This window comes from Streptomyces sp. NPDC001292 (assembly GCF_042896465.1).
GTDB lineage: Bacteria > Actinomycetota > Actinomycetes > Streptomycetales > Streptomycetaceae > Streptomyces.
The window spans coordinates 1-16,688 of sequence record NZ_JBIAXG010000041.1; the positions used below are offsets into that span (position 1 = coordinate 1).

Below are 16,688 nucleotides of genomic sequence, written 5' to 3' on the forward strand. Positions count from 1 at the left end.
GGCAGGTCGGGACCCCGGGCCCGCCGCCCGACCGCAATCAATCACACCGATCACGACCGACCGGCCAATTGCCCGTTACTGACCCACGCTCCTAGAAGCCGCTCACCCTGAGAGTGATGTTCAGCCGTCCGGTCAGCCCCAACTCGGCCGGTGCCGTGCCCGGATGGACGCGCGGCACGCCGTGGTACGCGAGGCGGGACGGGCCGCCGAACACGAACAGGTCTCCGCTGCGCAGTTCGACGTCGATCCAGGGCCGGGTGCGGGTCCCGGTGTTGCCGAAGCGGAACACGCACGTGTCGCCGAGGCTCAGCGACACCACCGGCGCGCCGGACTTCTCGTCGCTGTCGCGGTGCATGCCCATGTGCGCCCCGGCGTCGTAGAAGTTGATCAGGGCGATGTCGTACGGCGCCGGGCCGGCCGCGCCGGGACCCAGCGCGTCGGTCACCGCGCCGCGGGCCAGCTCGTCCAGCCAGGCGGGGAACGGCTTCACCGGGGCGCCGTCGCCGTCGACGGCGGTGCGGGCATAGTACGGGTACCAGTGCCGGCCCAGGCAGACCTGCCGGGCGGTCATCGTCCCGCCGCCGGGCGTGCGCACCGTGCGCAGGCCGGCCGGTGGGCGGGCCCACTCCCGGCAGGCGGCGAGCAGCGCGCGCTGCCGGTCCGGATCCAGCCAGTCCGGCACGTGCACGGCGCCCGGCGCGATCTGCGTGCGGCCGCGCGGGAACAGCTCGGCGTCCATGGTTCCCATCCTGCCCGACACGGCGTGAGCTGCGGCTCCGCTAGCCTTGACAGGCGATGAACGACCGTATGACGACTCCTTGGGGCGAGCTGGAGCTCGCCCGGTTCCCACAGGACCCGCGTGACCGGCTGCGGGCCTGGGACGCCTCCGACGAGTACCTGCTGGGGCACCTCGACGAGCACGGGACCGACCTGTCCGGGACCGTCGTGGTCGTCGGGGACCGCTGGGGCGCCCTGGTCACGGCGCTGGCCGCGCACCGGCCGGTGCAGATCACCGACTCCTTCCTCACGCAGGAGGCGACCCGCGCGAACCTCGCCCGGTGCGGAGCGGAGCCCGGCGCGGTACGCCTGCTGACCACGCAGGATCCCCCGCCCGGCCGGATCGACGTGCTGCTGGTGCGGGTGCCCAGGAGCCTGGCGCTGCTGGAGGACCAGTTGCTGCGCCTGGCGCCCGCGGTGCACGAGGGCACGGTCGTCGTCGGCACCGGGATGGTGAAGGAGATCCACACCTCCACGCTGACGCTGTTCGAGCGGATCCTCGGTCCCACCCGGACCTCGCTCGCACGGCGCAAGGCCCGCCTGATCCTCTGCACGCCGGACCCCTCCCGGGAGCCGCCCGCGAACCCGTGGCCGCACACCTACACGCTGCCCGACGGCGTAGGCGCAGCCTCCGGCCGGACCGTCGTCAACCACGCGGGCGTCTTCTGCGCCGACCGGCTCGACATCGGCACCCGGTTCTTCCTGCGGCACCTGCCGGACGGCGGCGGCGCCCGCCGGGTGGTGGACCTGGGCTGCGGCAACGGCGTCGTCGGTACGGCGCTGGCGCTGGCGAACCCGGGCGCCGAGGTGCTGTTCACGGACGAGTCGTTCCAGGCCGTGGCCTCCGCGGAGGGGACGTACAAGGCGAACGGCGTGCCGGGACAGGCCGAGTTCCGGGTCGGCGACGCGCTGGCCGGGGTGCCGGCCGGCAGCGTGGACCTCGTGCTGAACAATCCGCCCTTCCACTCGCACCAGGCGACCACGGACGCGACGGCCTGGCGGATGTTCACCGGGGCGCGGCGTGCGCTGCGCCCCGGCGGCGAGCTGTGGGTGATCGGCAACCGACACCTCGGCTACCACGTCAAGCTGCGCCGGCTGTTCGGCAACAGCCGGCTCGTCGCGAGCGACCCGAAGTTCGTGGTGCTGCGGGCCGTCAAGAGGTAGGCGCCGTACGGCGTGAGCCGATCACGCCGATGAGCCGCTCCACCTCCCCCACCATCGCCTCGCGGCCCACGCTGAGGTACTTGCGGGAGTCGACAGCCTCCGGGTGGGCGGCGAGGAAGCCGCGGATCGCGCCGGTCATCGCGATGTTGAGGGCGGTGCCGACGTTGACCTTGGCGATGCCCCCGGCGACGGCGGCGGCCAGTTCGCCGTCGGGGACGCCGGAGGAGCCGTGCAGGACGAGCGGCACGTCCAGTGCTCCGGCGAGTCGCTTGATGAGGTCGTGGTCGAGGGCGGCGGTGCGCTCGGTCATGGCGTGGGTGTTGCCGACGGCCACGGCCAGGGCGTCCACCCCGGAGCCGGTGACGAACGCGTGCGCCTCGGCGGGATCGGTGCGCGCGCCGGGGGCGTGGGCGTCCAGCGGCGGCGCGCCGTTCTTTCCGCCGACCTCGCCCAACTCGGCCTCGATCCAAAGCCCTTGGGCGTGCGCCCAGGCCGCGGCGGCACTGGTCGCGGCGAGGTTCTGCGCGTACGGCAGCCGGGAGGCATCGTACATCACGGAGCTGAAGCCGGCGTCGGCCGCCTGGCGCAGCAGGTCGTCGCTCTGCACGTGGTCGAGGTGCAACGCGACGGGTACGGTGGCGCGTTCGGCCGCCGCCGCGGCGGCACGGGCGAGCGGCAGCAGCCGTCCGTAGCGGAACGTGACGGCGTTCTCGCTGACCTGGAGGACGACGGGCGCGCCGGCCGCCTCCGCCCCGGCGACGACGGCCTCGACGTGTTCCAGCGTGATGATGTTGAAGGCGACGACTGCGGAGCGCGCGGCGGCGGCGCGGGCGACCAGTTCGCCGGTGGATGCAAGCGGCACGGTCTGTCCTTTCCGGTACCGGATCGGGTGACGGGGCGTCAGGGTGCGAGGATCACCGAGCGGGTGAGGTGGCGGGGCCGGTCCGGGTCCAGGCCTCGGGCCGCGGCGACGGCGACCGCGAGCCGCTGGGCACGGATCAGTTCCGCCAGCGGGTCGAGCTCGCCCTCGATCCACAACCCACCCGTCGTGCGGACCTGTTCAGCGAGCCCTTCCGGCGCCCGGCCGAGCATCCAGGTGGCCGTGCCGTCGGTGGTGACGCTGATGGGGCCGTGCCGGTACTCCATCGCCGGGTAGGCCTCGGTCCACGACAGTGAGGCCTCGCGCATCTTCAGCCCGGCCTCGTTGGCCAGTCCGACGGTCCAGCCCCGGCCCAGGAAGGTGAACTGCGTGCAGGCGATGAGCGGTTCGGGCAGCGGAGCGGACAGGGCGGCGCGGGCGTCGACGACGACCTCGTCGGTGTGCAGCCCGAGGTGGGCGCGCAGCAGGGTGAGGGCGGTGGTCGCGAACCGGGTCTGCACCACGGAGCGTTCGTCCGCGAAGTCGAGGACCACGGCCTCGTCGGCGGTGTCCATCACGGGGGTCGCGGGGTCCGCGGTGACCGCCGTCGTACGGGTGCGCCCCTTCAACTCCCGCAACACTTCGAGGACTTCTGTGGTGGTGCCGGAGCGGGTGAGGGCGAGCACGCGGTCGTAGGAGCGGCCGTAGGGGAACTCCGAGGCGGCGAAGGCGTCGGTCTCCCCCTGTCCCGAACCCTCGCGCAGCGCGGCGGCGGCCTGGGCCATGAAGTACGAGGTGCCGCAGCCGACGATCGCGACCCGCTCCCCCTGGGCGGGCAGTGCCCGGCCGTGGACGGCGACGTCGGCCGCGACACGGGACCAGCACTCGGGCTGGCTGGTCAGCTCGTCCTCGACATGGCTCATGGCCCCTCCTCCTGCTCGGCAGATGCTTGTTCATGCAAGATACCGTCGCCTTTCGAGCACAATCAAGCATCTAGCATGCGCGCCGGGTGCGCTAAGGTCACGGAGGATCGAGGGAACGGAGGAGGCGGATGTCACGTGACGCCCGCTGGAAGGCGCTGCTGGAGCTGCTCGTCGAGCGCGGCCGGCTGGACGTCGAGGAGGCGGCGACCGGACTGGGGGTGTCGGCCGCGACGATCCGGCGGGACTTCGACCAGCTCGCCGAGCAGCAGATGCTGGTCCGCACCCGGGGAGGCGCGGTGGTGCACGGAGTCTCCTACGAGCTGCCGCTGCGCTACAAGACCGCCCGCCACGCCTCCGAGAAGCAGCGCATCGCCAAGGCGGTCGCGGATCTCCTGGCGCCCGGCGAGGCGGTGGGCCTGACGGGCGGCACCACGACCACGGAGGTGGCCCGCGCCCTGGCGGTGCGCGCCGACCTCGCCTCCGGCTCCCCCGCGCTGACCGTGGTGACCAACGCGCTCAACATCGCCAACGAGCTCGCCGTCAGGCCCCAGTTCAAGATCGTGCTGACCGGAGGGGTCGCGCGGCCGCAGTCGTACGAGCTCATCGGGCCGCTGGCGGACGGGGTGCTGAGCCAGATCACGCTCGACGTGGCGGTGCTCGGGGTGGTCGGCTTCGACGTCGCGCACGGCGCGGCGGCGCACGACGAGGCCGAGGCCGCCGTCAACCGGCTGCTGTGCGAGCGCGCCGAGCGTGTCGTCGTGGCCGCCGACTCCAGCAAGCTGGGCCGACGGGCCTTCGCCCGCATCTGCTCGGCCGAGTCGGTGGACACCCTGGTCACGGACGCGGCGGCGGCGCCGGAGACGGTGCGCGGGTTCGAGGAGGCGGGCCTGCGGGTGCTGACCGTCTGACGGCACCTCCCGCTTCCACGTCACAACCGCAGGAAGCCCACGCCGCGGCCGTCGTTGCAGCCGCAGGGGGTGGTCCGGGCGTCGTCCGGCGGCCCCTGCTGGGCCTGGAGCGCCACGCTCATCAGGCTCATCAGCAGGTCGACGTCGGCCGAGGCGTCGAGGCGGAGCGTCACCCACGAGGAGCCGGGCACGACCCGGATCGCGGCGAAGCGCCGCAGGTCGCCCTCCAGGCGGCGGATCGCCCGGGCGGTCAGGTTGAGGTCGACGTCCCGCTCGGAGTGGAAGTGGGCGATCTCCCCGCCCGCCGAGCTGAGCGCCTGCCCGCTGCCGCAGCTCGGCACCGCCTCCTTGAGGTCGGGCCAGGTGACCAGCTGGGCGAGAGCGCGCGCGGCGAACGTCATGGCCCCATCATGGCGCGCTCACCGCAGGGCAACGGCCACGTGAGAAAGCCTTAACCGATCCGTGTCCGAAGGCCCGGCACGGGCCGGCGGGCCGCGCCCGGGGGCGGCCGTGCCGCCGGGGCCGGCCGCCACTTTCCGGGCTCCCCGGAAGCCTTGGACCGCCCATGGGGGCACACTGGCAGTAGGGGCCGTCGATGCTCACGAGGGGGTGTCGAAGGTGGCACGTCGTGCGGGAGTGTGGCTGTGGCGATGGCGGCGCAATCCGCTCAGGCGGACCAGTGACGTCGTGGAGGCGTGGCTCCTGCTCGTCGCCTGGGTCCTCGCCGTGGCCGGCGGTGTCCTCGCGGGTGTGCTGACGGCGGGCGCGATGCATCAGGCAGCGGAGCGGGTCCGGGCCGAGAGCCACCCGGTGCCCGCCGTGGTGACGCAGGAGGCGACCCGCGGGGCGGTCCGGCCGGTGGGCGGCGCCCTGGGATGGGGAACGGTCCGCTGGACGGACGCCAACGGCTCGGCTCACACGGGCCGGACCAGGGTCCCGGTCTCCGCGACACCAGGCGCCCGCGTCACGGTGTGGACGAACGGGCAGGGCACGCTGGTCCCGTCGCCCGCCTCACCGGCCGACATCGCCTTCCAGACGACCCTGGGCGGACTCTGGGCGGGATCGACCACCGTGGGCGTCGTCATCGGCGGTGCCAAACTGGCCCGGACCCGGCTCGACCGCCGGCGCTTCGCCCAGTGGGACGAGGAGTGGGCGCGCGTGGACACGCCCTGGGGGTGGAAGACGGGCTGAGGACGGGGGAAGGGCACCTCGCCCCGGAACTGATCGCCGTACACTTTGAGCCCGAATGACCCGGCGGACGGCACCGGCCCGCCCGGTCCCGGCGATCAGAGCGAGGGAGTGCCCGTGCCCGGCCACCGTTCCATCACCGAGGCGGAGAAGCTCGCGCAGGCCAAGCTCGGCGGCATCCGCGTGCGCCGGGAGCAGATGGCGGCGGTCGCCAACATCTACCGGGCCGCCTCCGCGGTCCGCCAGCACCTGGAGAACTCGGTGTTGCGCGGCTCGGACCTGACCTGGACCGCGTTCGTCGTGCTGTGGGTGGTCTGGGTGTGGGGCGAGTCGGAGACCCGGCACGTGGCCGAGGAGGCCGGCATCTCCAAAGGCACTCTGACGGGCGTCTCCCGCACGCTGGAGTCGCGCGGGCTGCTGCGCCGCACCGGGCACCCCACCGACGGCCGGCTCGTCCTGCTCTCGCTCACCGCCGAGGGCGAGGAGTTCATGAGCCGGGTCTTTCCGGAGTTCAACGAGGAAGAGGCCTTCGTCACCTCGCAGTTGAGCGGCGAGGAGTGCCGGGGGCTGGCGGAGTTGCTGCGGCGTGTGGTCCTCCAGGTCGAGGAGCACGGCGAGGAACGCCGCCGGTCGCTGCTGGACGGCGCGGACCCGGCGCCGCGCCGCAGCGGGCGCCGCGCCAAGGGCTGACCCGACGGGTTCCGCGCCGCCCGTGGCGGGCCGGGACACTCAGGCACGGGCCGCCTCCACCAGCGCGTCGAACAGGCGCTGCTGCGCCGGATCCTCGTGTGCGGTGTCCTCGGGGTGCCACTGCACGGCCGCGAACCAGCCCGTGCCGCTCGCGCGCTCCACGCCCTCCACGGTGCCGTCGGCGGCCCGGGCGGTGACCGTCAGGCCCTCGCCGAGCCGGTTTATGTGCTGGTGGTGGTAGCAGGAGGCCTCGACCTTGTCGGCGCGGGTGATCCCGGCCAGTGCCGAACCGGGGGCGAGGGACACGGGGTGCCGGACGTGCCGGTGGTCCTGGCCGGGGCCGCCCATGTCCTGGTGCAGCGTGCCGCCCAGCACGGTGTTGACCACCTGAAGACCACGGCAGACCGCCAGCAGCGGCACGCCGGACTCCAGTGCCCGGCGGGCAACCTCCAGGTCGAAGGCGTCCTGGAGGTCGTCGACGTCGTAGACACTGTCGTGGGTGTCGGCGGCGCCGTACCGGTGCGGTGCGAGGTCGCCGCCGCCGGGCAGCAGGACGCCGTCGAAGCGGGCGAGCCGCGCGGCGACGTCGTGCCCGGCGGGGTCCGCCGGGTGGATGTTCACCGGTTCGCCGCCGGCCCGCCACACCGCCTCGATCAGGGCGCGGGCGTTGACCTCGGCGGCGAAGCGCAGCGCGGAGGTGGTGGCGGAGAAGCGGGCGGGGATCGCGATCAGGGGACGCACGGGGGTTCGGCTCACAACTGGATCCAGGTGGTCTTCAGCTCGGTGTACTTCTCCAGGGCGTGGACGGACTTGTCCCGGCCGTTGCCCGACTGCTTCATGCCGCCGAAGGGGACGGTGAGGTCGCCCTCCTCGTAGCAGTTGACCCAGACGGTGCCGGCCCTCAGGGCCCGGGAGACGCGGTGGGCGGTGGACAGGTCGGAGGTCCACAGGCCGGCGGCGAGGCCGTACTCGGTGGCGTTGGCGAGCGCGACCGCCTCGTCGATCCCGTCGAAGGTCAGGACGGACAGGACCGGGCCGAAGATCTCCTCGCGGGCGAGCCGGCAGCGCGGGTCGACGCGGTCGAAGACGGTGGGCTCGGCGTAGACGCCGCCGGTCTCCGTCAGGACGCGCCGGCCGCCGGTGCGCAGGCGGGCCCCGTCGTCGGCGCCCTGCCGGACGTGGTCCAGTACGCGGTCCAGGTGGGCCTCGCCGACCAGGGCGCCCATCTCGGTGGCGGGGTCCAGGGGGTCGCCCACTCGCAACTCGCGTGCCCGTGCCACGACCGCCTCGGTGACCTCCTCGGCGATCGAGGAGTGCACCAGCAGCCGGGAGGGCGCGGTGCACATCTCGCCCTGGTTGAAGAAGATGCCCCAGGCGGCGGTGGCGGCGGCCTTCGCCAGGTCGGGCGCGTCGGGCAGGACGATGTTCGGCGACTTGCCGCCGAGTTCCAGCCAGACCCGCTTGAGGTTGGAGTCGGCGGAGTAGCGCAGGAAGTGGCGGCCGACGGCCGTGGAACCGGTGAACGCCAGCACGTCGACGTCCGGGTGGAGGCCGAGGGCCCGCCCGGCCACCGGCCCGTCGCCGTTCACCACGTTGAGCACTCCGGGCGGCAGACCTGCCTCGGTGGCGATCCGGGCGAGCAGCAGCGCGGACAGCGGAGAGTTCTCCGAGGGCTTGAGTACGACGGTGCAGCCGGCCGCCAGCGCGGGGGCGACCTTCCAGCCGGCGAGCGTCAGCGGGAAGTTCCAGGGCACCACCGCGCCGACGACGCCGGCCGGCTCCCGGGTGACCAGGGCGAGCGCGTCCGCGGCGGTGTGCGGGGACTCGTCCGTGAGCTTGTCGGCGAGCTGCCCGTACCAGCGGAAGGTGTTGATCACGGCGCGCAGTTCGATGTCGTTGGCGTCGCTGATCGGCTTGCCCATCTCCAGGCTCACGGCGAGGGCGAGTTCCGCGCGCCGCTCCTGGAGGAGATCGGCGATGCGCAGGAGGACCCGGCCGCGGTCGGCGGGCGCCCACCGCGGCCACGGTCCGCTGTCGAAGGCGCGGCGAGCGGCGGCCACGGCGGCGTCGACCTCGGCGGGGCCGGCGTCGGCGACCTCGGTCAGCACCTGGCCGTCCCGGGGCGAGACGACCCGGAAGGCGGCGCCGCCGCCGGCCTCCTCGACGCCGTCGACGTGGTGCGCGCGAGGGGGCTGGAAATCCTTGGCCCGGTGGAGCCATTCGTCGTGGGTGACAGCGGACATGCGGTCCTCCAGACCGTTGGTCGTTCGTCGTCTCGGGGCGGGTGAGGGCGGGCGAGGCGGGGTTACGGCGTCGCCGCGCGCCGTTGCCTGACCCGTTCGTTGACCGCGCCGAGCGCCAGTACCACGGGCACCAGGAGGGTGAGGCACACGGCCGTGCCGGTGGAGCCGCCGATGAGGGTGGTGAAGTTGGCCAGGATCAGCCAGATGGCGCCCGCGAGGCCCAGCGCGCCCAGCACCGGGGCGACGAGGGTGTTCCACACCCGGCCGTCCAGGCGCTCTCGGCGGAAGAAGACGACCACCGACACCGAGGTCAGCAGGTAGAGCAGCATCATCGCCAGGACGGCCACTCCGCTGAACCAGGAGAAGAGGGTCAGCACCGGGTCCTTGCCGGTCAGCGCGAAGGGGACGACGAGGGCCAGGGCGATCACGGTCTGCACCCAGCCGGCGGCCGCGGGCGCGTGGCGGGCGTTGAGCCGGCACAGGCCCGGTGGCAGCAGCCCGTCGCGGCCGAGCGAGAACAGGTAGCGGTTGGCGGAGTTGTGGAAGGTGAGGATGCCCGCGAACAGGGAGGTGGCGAGCAGGATCGGCAGCACCTGGTTCACCCAGCCGCCGAACTCCGCGGCGATCGGCGCGAAGACGAAGCCGGTGGAGTCCCCGCTCGCCAGCGCCTTGCCCGCTGCCGCCGACGCCTGCGAGGCGCCGTAGGCGGAGATCAGCATCCAGGAGGTCAGCGCGAAGAAGCCGGTGACCACCAGCACGGACAGGTAGGTGGCCCGCGGGACGGTCCTGCTGGGATTGCGCGCCTCCTCGCCGTAGATCGCGGTGGCCTCGAAACCGAACATCGAGGCGACGGCGAACATCACGGCGACCCCGGGTGCGCCCTGGAGCGCCGCGGACGGCGAGAAGCTGTCGGTCACGCCGAGGCCCTCGGGCCCGCCGCCCTTGAGCAACGTGACCATTCCGAACACCAGCAGGATGCTGAACTCGGCGGTGACGAAGACGGCCAGCACGCGGGCGCCCATCTCGACGCCGGCGGCCCCGAGCACCTTCACCACGGCCATGGTGGCCAGCGCCCAGACCCACCACGGCAGGTCCAGACCGGTGTGGTGGGCGACCAGTCCGCTGACGATGGAGCCGTACAGCCCGTACATGGCCGCCTGGATGACGCAGTACGAGAACAGGGCGAGGCCGGCGCTGCCGGCTCCGGCGGTGCGGCCGAGCCCGGTGCCGATGTAGGTGTAGAAGGCGCCGGCGTCGACGACGTGCCGTCCCATGGCGACGAAGCCGACCGAGAACAGCAGGATCATGGCGCCCGCGAGTACGTAGGCGGCGGGGGTGCCGGCTCCGTTGCCGATGGCGACGGAGATCGGGGCCGCCCCGGCGATCCCGGTCAGGGGGGCCTGCGCGGACAGGACGAAGAAGAGGATGCCCAAAACGCCCAGCGCATTGGGCTTGAGCGTGGCTGCGGTGGATGTGTCCCGTACGGTCCGCTCCGCGGAGGCCGTCTGACTGTCCACTCGGATCACCTGCCAGAGAAAGGAGGATCGTTTCAGGCCAAACGAGTTGCCTCATCGTGAGGGCGGAACTATCCGTTTGACAAGGGGGTGAAGGCTGGGAATCCGTGCGGATCGCCGATTCTTACGCCACCGTGACCTGCGGTCCGGTGGCCACGCCGGTCCAGCGTACGGCTCAGGCCTCTTCCGGGTCGGCGGCGAGCTGCTGGAGCAGGTCGCGCAGCCGGGCGAGGGCCTCCTCGGTGACCTCGCGCTCGCCGAACACGAGCTGGTGCAGCACCAGGCCCTCCAGGGCCGCGAAGACCAGCCGGTACAGGCCCCGGTCGACCGGCCGGGCGAGCATCTGGGTCAGCTCCCGGCGGGTGGCGCCGAAATACTCCTCGTACAGGGCCCGCAGGTGCGGCATGAGCTCGGGCCGGCGGCGCGCCTCCAGCAGCAACTCGTACTGGAAGGCCTGAAGGTCCGGGCCGGACTCCACCATGTCCGACAGCCCGGCGGAGAAGTCCGCGACCCGGCCCGTGCCGGGCTCGAGCGCGCTGCTGTTCAGGGAGGAGCGCACGGCGTGGGCGAGCGCCTCCTCGATGAGGGCGTCGCGCGAGCCGAAGTGGTGCACGACGAGTCCATGGGTGACCCCGGCCTCCTGCGCCACGGCCCGGTAGGTGAGCCTGCGCAGCCCACCGCGCGCCACCACACGCACGGCGGCGTCGAGCAACGCGTCCCGCCCGGCCCCATAGTTCCGCACCCGCTTACGCGGCCGCCGACCAGGACCGGCCGCGGCGGGCGCACCGGATTCCGCGGCATGGTCGGGCCCGCCGGCCGCACCGGACTCGACAGATCCGGTGGACCCCACCGACCCGTCCGACTCGACAGACCCGGCAGGTGAAGCCGTCCCGGCGGAAGCCGCAGAACCAGCGGACCCCGCCGCCCCGGCGGAAGCCGCGCAGTCAGCGGGCGCCCCCGTTCCCCCGGCGGGCGCGGGGCCGGCGGGGCTGCCGGGAGCCGTCGATTCCGTGCGAGGAGCCCTCTCCGCCGGCGCCGCGGGTTCGCCGCGCTCCGCGGGGTTCACGGGGTGTCCGGGCTCGGTCATGGCACCGACCCTATCGACCGCGGGCCGTTCAGCGGCGCGGCGGACGGATGCCACGGAATTCCCAGTCGCCGCCGAGCGCGGTGGACAGCACCTCCTCGGACTCGGTGGGCTGGGCGCCGACGTCGGTCCGGATCGGGGTCGGACCGGTGACGACGTGGTTGGTGAGGCGGCCCAGCCCCTCGACCTCGACCTCGACGACGTCGCCCGGCCGGACGGGACGCGAGTTGGCGGGGGTGCCGGAGAGCAGCACGTCACCGGGGTAGAGGGTGATCGTGCGGGCGATGTCGGCGACGAGATAGTGCATGTCCCAGGTCATCTCGTCGGTCGAGCCGTCCTGGACGACCTCGCCGTTGACATAGGTCCGCAGCCGCTTGCCGTGGAAGTCCCAGTCGGTGACCAGGCCGGGGCCGAGCGGGCAGAGGGTGTCGGAGCCCTTGACGCGCAGCATCGAGCCGGCGTCGGTGTCGCGGAAGTCGTGCAGGCCGTAGTCGTTGGCGATGGTGTACCCGGCGATGTAGTCCCCCGCCTCGGCCGGCGAGATGTTGCGCGCCGTCCTGCCGATGACGATGGCGACCTCGCCCTCGTAGTTGAGCCACTTGCAGCCCTCGGGGCGCACGATCGCGCCCTTGTGGGAGTTGAGCGCCGAGGTCGGCTTGTGGAAGTACGTCGGGGTGTCGGGCAGGCCGATCCGGAACTCGTCCACCCGGCTGCGGTGGTTGAGGTGGACGGCGATCACCTTGGAGGGGACCACCGGGGGAAGGTGCCGCGCGTCGTCGCTCTTGACGCGGCGGCCGTCCCCGGCGACCAGTTCGTCCCCGTCGACGGTGACCTGGACGGCGGCACCGTCGAGGAGGATGCGGCGGTACTCGGACATGGGGGACCTTTCTAGGCGGTCGTGTGCGGGGCGGGGGACGTGGGCAGGCCGGTGCCGGTCCAGCCGTGGGCCGGGCGGTCGAACCACAGGTGGACCTGGCCGGTGCCGATGGAGTTCTCGTACTCGCCGTACTGGCGGGCCCTGGCGACGCAGGCCCGCTCGCCGAGGGCGCCGGCCATCATCAGGTAGTGGAAGAACTTCGCCTCGGGCTTGTGCTTCCAGAACTCGTCCATGGTGTCGAGGACCCTGTCGTGGCGACCCTCCTTGAACCAGTCGATGCGCTCGTGGTCGGCCTCGCGGGCCTCGGGCGTGAAGATGTGGGCCGGGTCGCTCGCCTCGTGGTCGCGCAACTCGCGCAGCGGCCAGAAGGTGTGCGACAGGGCGCCGGAGGCGATGAGCAGGACCCGGCGTCCGGGGGTGGCGGCGATGCCGTCGGCGAGGGCGCGGCCCAGGCGCAGGTGGTCCTCCATGTCGCCGGTCTGGCAGACGCCGATGGTCACCCACCGCTTGTCGGGCAGGCCCTCGCCGAGGAACTTCCACAGATTGATGGTGGCGTAGTAGATCGGCAGGTACTCGTCGTCGATCGCCGTGATCCAGGTGCCGTGCTTGTCGGCGAACGAGGCGATGTTGTGGGCGAGTTCGGGGTCGCCGGGGAAGTCGAAGGGCATCCGGCACATGCCGCGCGGCAGCTCCTCGGAGGTGAACAGGCCCGCGCGCCGGTGCTGGGCGGTGACGACGAACTCGACGGTCGTCGCCCAGTGGGAGTCCAGGACGACCACGGTGTCGTAGTCGTCGCGTGCGAAGACGTCCTCGCGCAGCTGCTCCAGGCCGGTGACGAGGGTGATCTCCTTGCCCTCGTTGAGCTCCAGCCGGGTCTCCTTCGGCAGCACGATGGTGGGCACGTGGGCGAGCAGCCCCGCCCCGACGATCTCACCCATGGTCCCTCCATCCCTTCGGGGCGGTGACGGTGTTCTTCAGGTCGCAGTAGAAGTCGAAGCTCCAGGTGCCGCCCTCGCGGCCGACGCCGGAGTGGCGGGAGCCGCCGAAGGGGGCCTGGAGGTCGCGCACGAAGAAGCAGTTGACCCAGACGGTGCCGGCGACGAGCCGCGCGGTGACGCGCTCGGCGCGCTCGTGGTCGCCGGTGGCGAGAGTCGCGGCCAGGCCGAAGCGGGTGTCGTTGGCGAGGCGGACGGCCTCTTCCTCGGTGCCGAAGGTCTGGAGGGTCAGTACGGGGCCGAAGACCTCCTCCTGCACGATCTCCGAGTCCTGGGCGACGTCGGTCAGCAGCGTCGGCGCGTAGAACAGGCCGTCCTTGCGGTGGCCGCCGATGACGGCCCGGGCCCCCGCCGCGAGCGCCCGCTGCACGAAGCCGTCGATCTTCTCCAGCTGGCGGGGGTGGATGTTGGGGCCGATGTCGGTGGCCCCGTCGCGCGGGTCGCCCTGCACCAGCCGGGAGGCCTTCTCCGTGAAGCGCCGCGTGAACTCCTCGGCGATCGACTCCTCCACCAGCAACCGGGTGCCCGCCAGGCAGACCTGGCCGGCGTTGTCGTACTGCTCCACCGCGAGGTCCACGGCGAGGTCGACGTCGGCGTCGGCGAACACCAGCAAGGGGGACTTGCCGCCGAGTTCGAGGCTGAGCGGGGTGAGGTTCGCGGCGGCCGACGCGGAGATCCGCTGGGCCGTCGGGACGGAACCCGTGAAGCTGATCCGGCGCACGTCCGGGTGCGAGGTGAGCGCGTCGCCGATCTCCGAACCGAGGCCCTGGACGACGTTGAGGACGCCGGCCGGCAGTCCCGCCTCGGCGGCGATGTCGGCGAGCAGCGAGGCGGTCAGCGGGGACCACTCGGCGGGCTTCAGGATCACCGTGTTGCCGGCGGCGAGGGCCGGGGCGACCTTCCAGGTGGCCAGCATCAGCGGCGCGTTCCACGGGGTGATCAGCACACAGGGGCCGGCCGGGTCCCAGCTGACGTGGTTGGCGTGGCCGCGGGTCTCGAAGTCCTCGTGGTCGAGCCGGAGCAGCCAGTCGGCGAAGAAGCGGAAGTTGTGCGCGACGCGTGGCATGACACCGCGCCGGTGGGAGCGCAGCAGGGCGCCGTTGTCGGTGGTCTCGACGATCGCGAGCTCTTCGAGCCGCTTCTCCACGCCGTCTGCGATGGCGTGCAGGATGCGGGCGCGTTCGGCGCGCGGGGTGGCGGCCCAGCCGGGGAAGGCGGCCTTGGCGGCGGCCACGGCGGCGGCGGCCTCGCTCGCGGTGCCGCGGGAGATCTCGCCGAGCGCGGCGCCGTCGATGGGCGAGACGTCGGTGAAGGTGCCGGCGGAGGCGACGCGTTCGCCGCCGATCCAGTGCCGGGTGTCGACGGCGACTCCGGCGACGGTGGTGGTGTGGGTGTCGGTCATGTCCGGTCTCCAGGGTGTTTCGTCTGCGGGTGCGTCACTCGGCGCCGGACGTGCCGGACTCCAGCAGGCGGCCGCCGTCCCAGACCACGCCCACCTGCCGGTAGTAGGCGGCGACGGGCTCGCGGACCTCCAGCCGGGCCAGCTCCTCGGTGGGCGACTCGAACAGCTCCAGATCGGCGTCGCCGACCCACGGCTGCCCGCCCTCGAAGAAGGCGGCGCCGGACTCGACCAGCTCGTCGAGGGCGAGGCCCTTGCCCTTCTCGATGGACGGCAGCCAGCGGTGGTGGGCCATGGGGTGGGCGTTGACGAAGCCGTTGGTCTCGGACGGCTCGCGCAGGGTGACCACGGCCTGGGCGATGCGGCGGTCGGCGGCGGCGAGCGTCGCGCCGAAGCAGGCGCCCGCCTCGATCCGCGGGGCCGGACCGTAGGGGTGCGGGCGGGTCTGGTGGATCGAGCCGAGCTTCTTCGGGTAGCCCTGGTGCAGCCCGCGGGCGATGGCGAAGTCCTTGTCGACCCAGATGTGAACGCAGCGCGTGTACGTCTGCCCCTGGTACTTGCAGCGGACGACGGCGAAGGCCTCCTTGTACTGGGCGCGCACCGGGTCCAGCAGCTCCTCGCCCGCGGCTGCGCAGGACTGCCAGTCGGCCCAGATCAGCGCCACGGCGCCGGGGTCCTCGTCGGCGAGCTCCAGCGGCTCGGGAAGCAGTTCGCGCACGCGTGCCGGGTCCGTGCGGTACTCGACGGTGAGCAGGTCGCCGGAGTAGTGCCACGGCGGGGAGGGGATCAGCGACGAGGCACCCGTCGCCGTCTTGGGGTGGAAGAATCCGCGGACGGTGGTCATGGCAGGCGTTCCTTACGCGGTGAGGGCGGGCAGCTTGAGCAGTTCCGCGCGGCGGCGGGCGGCGGCGGCTGCCGCGGCCTGGCCGCCGAGGGCGACGACGCCGACCAGACGGCCGTCCTGGTGGTAGCCGACGAGCACGTCCCCCTCCGGACCGCCGTCGAGGATCCGTACGTCGCCGAGGCCGAGCCCGGGCGCGCCGAATGACTGAAGGCGGAAGTCGTGCTGGTCGCTCCAGAAGGTGGGCAGCGGCCCGAACGGGTCGAGACCGGCGTCGGCGCCGTCGAGGTGGGCGGCGAGCACCCGGGCGGCGTGTTTGGCGGTGTCGGTGGGGATCGACCAGTGCTCGACGCGGCGGGGTACGCCGTCGTAGCGGGCGTTGGGGAAGCGGGCGACGTCGCCGACCGCCACCACCTCGGGGCGGCCGCCGACGCGCAGGTGCTCGTCGGTGAGCACGCCGTCGGTGAGGTCGAGTCCGTTGCCGTCGAGCCACTCGGTGTTGGCGACCGATCCGACCGACTCCACCACGACGTCCGCGGGAAGCACGGTCCCGTCGCCGAGCACCACGCCGGTGACCCGGTCCTCGCCCTCGAAGCCGGCCACGCCGGTGCCGAGCGCGAAGCGCACTCCGCGTTCCTCGTGCCGCTTCAGCAGGGCCCCGGCGAGCAGTTCGCCGAGCGGTCCGGCCATGGGCAGGGGCAGCGGGTCCACGACGGTCACCTCGGCGGCGCCGAGGGCGACGGCCGTGGCGGCGACCTCGCAGCCTATGAAGCCCGCGCCCACCACGACCACCCGGACGCCCGGGCGGGTCAGGGCCTCGCGCAGCTCGCGGGCGTCGGTGAGCGTACGGACGGTATGCCGTCCGCGGAGGGGTCCGGGGCAGCGCAGCCGGCGGGGCCGCATCCCGGTGGCGACGACGAGCCCGGCGTAGGACAGGGTCTCGCCGTCGTCGAGTTCGACCTGGCGCCGGTCGAGGTCGGCGGCGACGACCCTGGTGCCCAGGCGCCATGCGGCGTCGGCGACCGCGGCACGGGGCCTGAAGGCCAGCGACTCGAAGGCCGCCTTGCCGGCCAGGACCTCCTTGGACAGGGGCGGCCGGTTGTAGGGCATGTGGGGTTCCTCGCCGACCAGGGTGATCGGGCCGAGGTATCCGGCGGCCCGGAGCTGCTCGGCGGCGCGCAGGCCGGCCATGGAGGCGCCGGCCACGACGACGGGTGCGCTCACGG

The 16,688-nt window shown here is 73.1% G+C and carries 17 protein-coding genes; 4 read left to right on the plus strand and 13 right to left on the minus strand.

The genetic code is table 11. The features are described from left to right. Positions 1-91: 91 nt before the first annotated feature. A complete protein-coding gene (locus tag ACFY4A_RS32460) occupies positions 92-739 on the minus strand; it encodes an alpha-ketoglutarate-dependent dioxygenase AlkB family protein (protein ID WP_390832900.1) in 648 nt (215 codons plus the stop codon). A gap of 68 nt (positions 740-807) precedes the next feature. Here ACFY4A_RS32460 and ACFY4A_RS32465 point away from each other — a divergent pair, with 68 nt between their 5' ends. Beyond that, a complete protein-coding gene (locus tag ACFY4A_RS32465; RefSeq protein ID WP_390832901.1) occupies positions 808-1,941 on the plus strand; it encodes a methyltransferase in 1,134 nt (377 codons plus the stop codon). Here the strand turns inward: ACFY4A_RS32465 and ACFY4A_RS32470 are convergent. Together ACFY4A_RS32470 and ACFY4A_RS32475 are read right to left on the minus strand one after the other, a co-directional pair. Further along, positions 1,931-2,803: a ketose-bisphosphate aldolase gene (locus tag ACFY4A_RS32470; protein ID WP_390832902.1), complete on the minus strand. Its 873-nt coding sequence runs from the start codon at positions 2,801-2,803 to the stop codon at positions 1,931-1,933. The genes ACFY4A_RS32465 and ACFY4A_RS32470 overlap by 11 nt on opposite strands. A gap of 38 nt (positions 2,804-2,841) precedes the next feature. Further along, positions 2,842-3,723 carry an SIS domain-containing protein gene (locus tag ACFY4A_RS32475; RefSeq protein WP_390832903.1) on the minus strand — a complete coding sequence of 294 codons (882 nt, stop codon included), beginning with the start codon at positions 3,721-3,723 and terminating at the stop codon, positions 2,842-2,844. A gap of 128 nt (positions 3,724-3,851) precedes the next feature. On the opposite strand from ACFY4A_RS32475, the gene ACFY4A_RS32480 reads away from it, so the two are divergent. After that, positions 3,852-4,631 (plus strand): DeoR/GlpR family DNA-binding transcription regulator, encoded by a 780-nt coding sequence (locus ACFY4A_RS32480; RefSeq protein ID WP_390832904.1) that lies wholly within the window; start codon positions 3,852-3,854, stop codon positions 4,629-4,631. Between the two features lie 20 nt (positions 4,632-4,651). Here ACFY4A_RS32480 and ACFY4A_RS32485 read toward each other — a convergent pair whose 3' ends face one another. Then, positions 4,652-5,032, minus strand: a complete 381-nt coding sequence (locus ACFY4A_RS32485; RefSeq protein ID WP_390832905.1) for a luciferase family protein — start codon at positions 5,030-5,032, stop codon at positions 4,652-4,654. A 217-nt stretch (positions 5,033-5,249) separates the two neighbouring features. Here ACFY4A_RS32485 and ACFY4A_RS32490 point away from each other — a divergent pair, with 217 nt between their 5' ends. Both ACFY4A_RS32490 and ACFY4A_RS32495 read left to right on the plus strand, forming a co-directional pair. Then, the gene (locus ACFY4A_RS32490) at positions 5,250-5,822 is read left to right on the plus strand and encodes a hypothetical protein (RefSeq protein ID WP_390832906.1); all 573 of its coding nucleotides are present in this window, start codon (positions 5,250-5,252) and stop codon (positions 5,820-5,822) included. A gap of 114 nt (positions 5,823-5,936) precedes the next feature. Further along, positions 5,937-6,509: a MarR family transcriptional regulator gene (locus ACFY4A_RS32495; protein ID WP_365424273.1), complete on the plus strand. Its 573-nt coding sequence runs from the start codon at positions 5,937-5,939 to the stop codon at positions 6,507-6,509. 39 nt (positions 6,510-6,548) lie between these two features. Here the strand turns inward: ACFY4A_RS32495 and ACFY4A_RS32500 are convergent, their stop codons facing one another. The 9 genes from ACFY4A_RS32500 to ACFY4A_RS32540 form a co-directional block, all read right to left on the minus strand. Then, positions 6,549-7,265, minus strand: coding sequence for a gamma-glutamyl-gamma-aminobutyrate hydrolase family protein (locus ACFY4A_RS32500; RefSeq protein WP_390832907.1), 717 nt, complete (start codon positions 7,263-7,265; stop codon positions 6,549-6,551). Beyond that, positions 7,262-8,752 carry an aldehyde dehydrogenase gene (locus ACFY4A_RS32505; RefSeq protein ID WP_390832908.1) on the minus strand — a complete coding sequence of 497 codons (1,491 nt, stop codon included), beginning with the start codon at positions 8,750-8,752 and terminating at the stop codon, positions 7,262-7,264. The genes ACFY4A_RS32500 and ACFY4A_RS32505 overlap by 4 nt, the downstream gene beginning before the upstream one ends. A 62-nt stretch (positions 8,753-8,814) precedes the next feature. Next, a complete protein-coding gene (locus ACFY4A_RS32510; protein ID WP_390832909.1) occupies positions 8,815-10,269 on the minus strand; it encodes an APC family permease in 1,455 nt (484 codons plus the stop codon). Positions 10,270-10,441: 172 nt separating this feature from the next. Beyond that, positions 10,442-11,008 carry a TetR/AcrR family transcriptional regulator gene (locus tag ACFY4A_RS32515; protein WP_390832910.1) on the minus strand — a complete coding sequence of 189 codons (567 nt, stop codon included), beginning with the start codon at positions 11,006-11,008 and terminating at the stop codon, positions 10,442-10,444. 373 nt (positions 11,009-11,381) lie between these two features. After that, complete coding sequence (locus ACFY4A_RS32520) at positions 11,382-12,227, minus strand: fumarylacetoacetate hydrolase family protein (RefSeq protein ID WP_390832911.1); 846 nt, start codon at positions 12,225-12,227, stop codon at positions 11,382-11,384. A gap of 11 nt (positions 12,228-12,238) precedes the next feature. Further along, on the minus strand, positions 12,239-13,165 hold the full coding sequence (locus ACFY4A_RS32525) for a 3,4-dihydroxyphenylacetate 2,3-dioxygenase (RefSeq protein ID WP_390832912.1): 927 nt from the start codon (positions 13,163-13,165) through the stop codon (positions 12,239-12,241). Beyond that, positions 13,158-14,624, minus strand: coding sequence for an aldehyde dehydrogenase (locus ACFY4A_RS32530; protein WP_390832913.1), 1,467 nt, complete (start codon positions 14,622-14,624; stop codon positions 13,158-13,160). The genes ACFY4A_RS32525 and ACFY4A_RS32530 overlap by 8 nt, the downstream gene beginning before the upstream one ends. A gap of 34 nt (positions 14,625-14,658) precedes the next feature. Further along, positions 14,659-15,465, minus strand: a complete 807-nt coding sequence (locus tag ACFY4A_RS32535; RefSeq protein WP_390832914.1) for an acetoacetate decarboxylase family protein — start codon at positions 15,463-15,465, stop codon at positions 14,659-14,661. A gap of 12 nt (positions 15,466-15,477) precedes the next feature. Further along, complete coding sequence (locus ACFY4A_RS32540) at positions 15,478-16,686, minus strand: NAD(P)/FAD-dependent oxidoreductase (protein ID WP_390832916.1); 1,209 nt, start codon at positions 16,684-16,686, stop codon at positions 15,478-15,480. Positions 16,687-16,688: the final 2 nt, after the last annotated feature.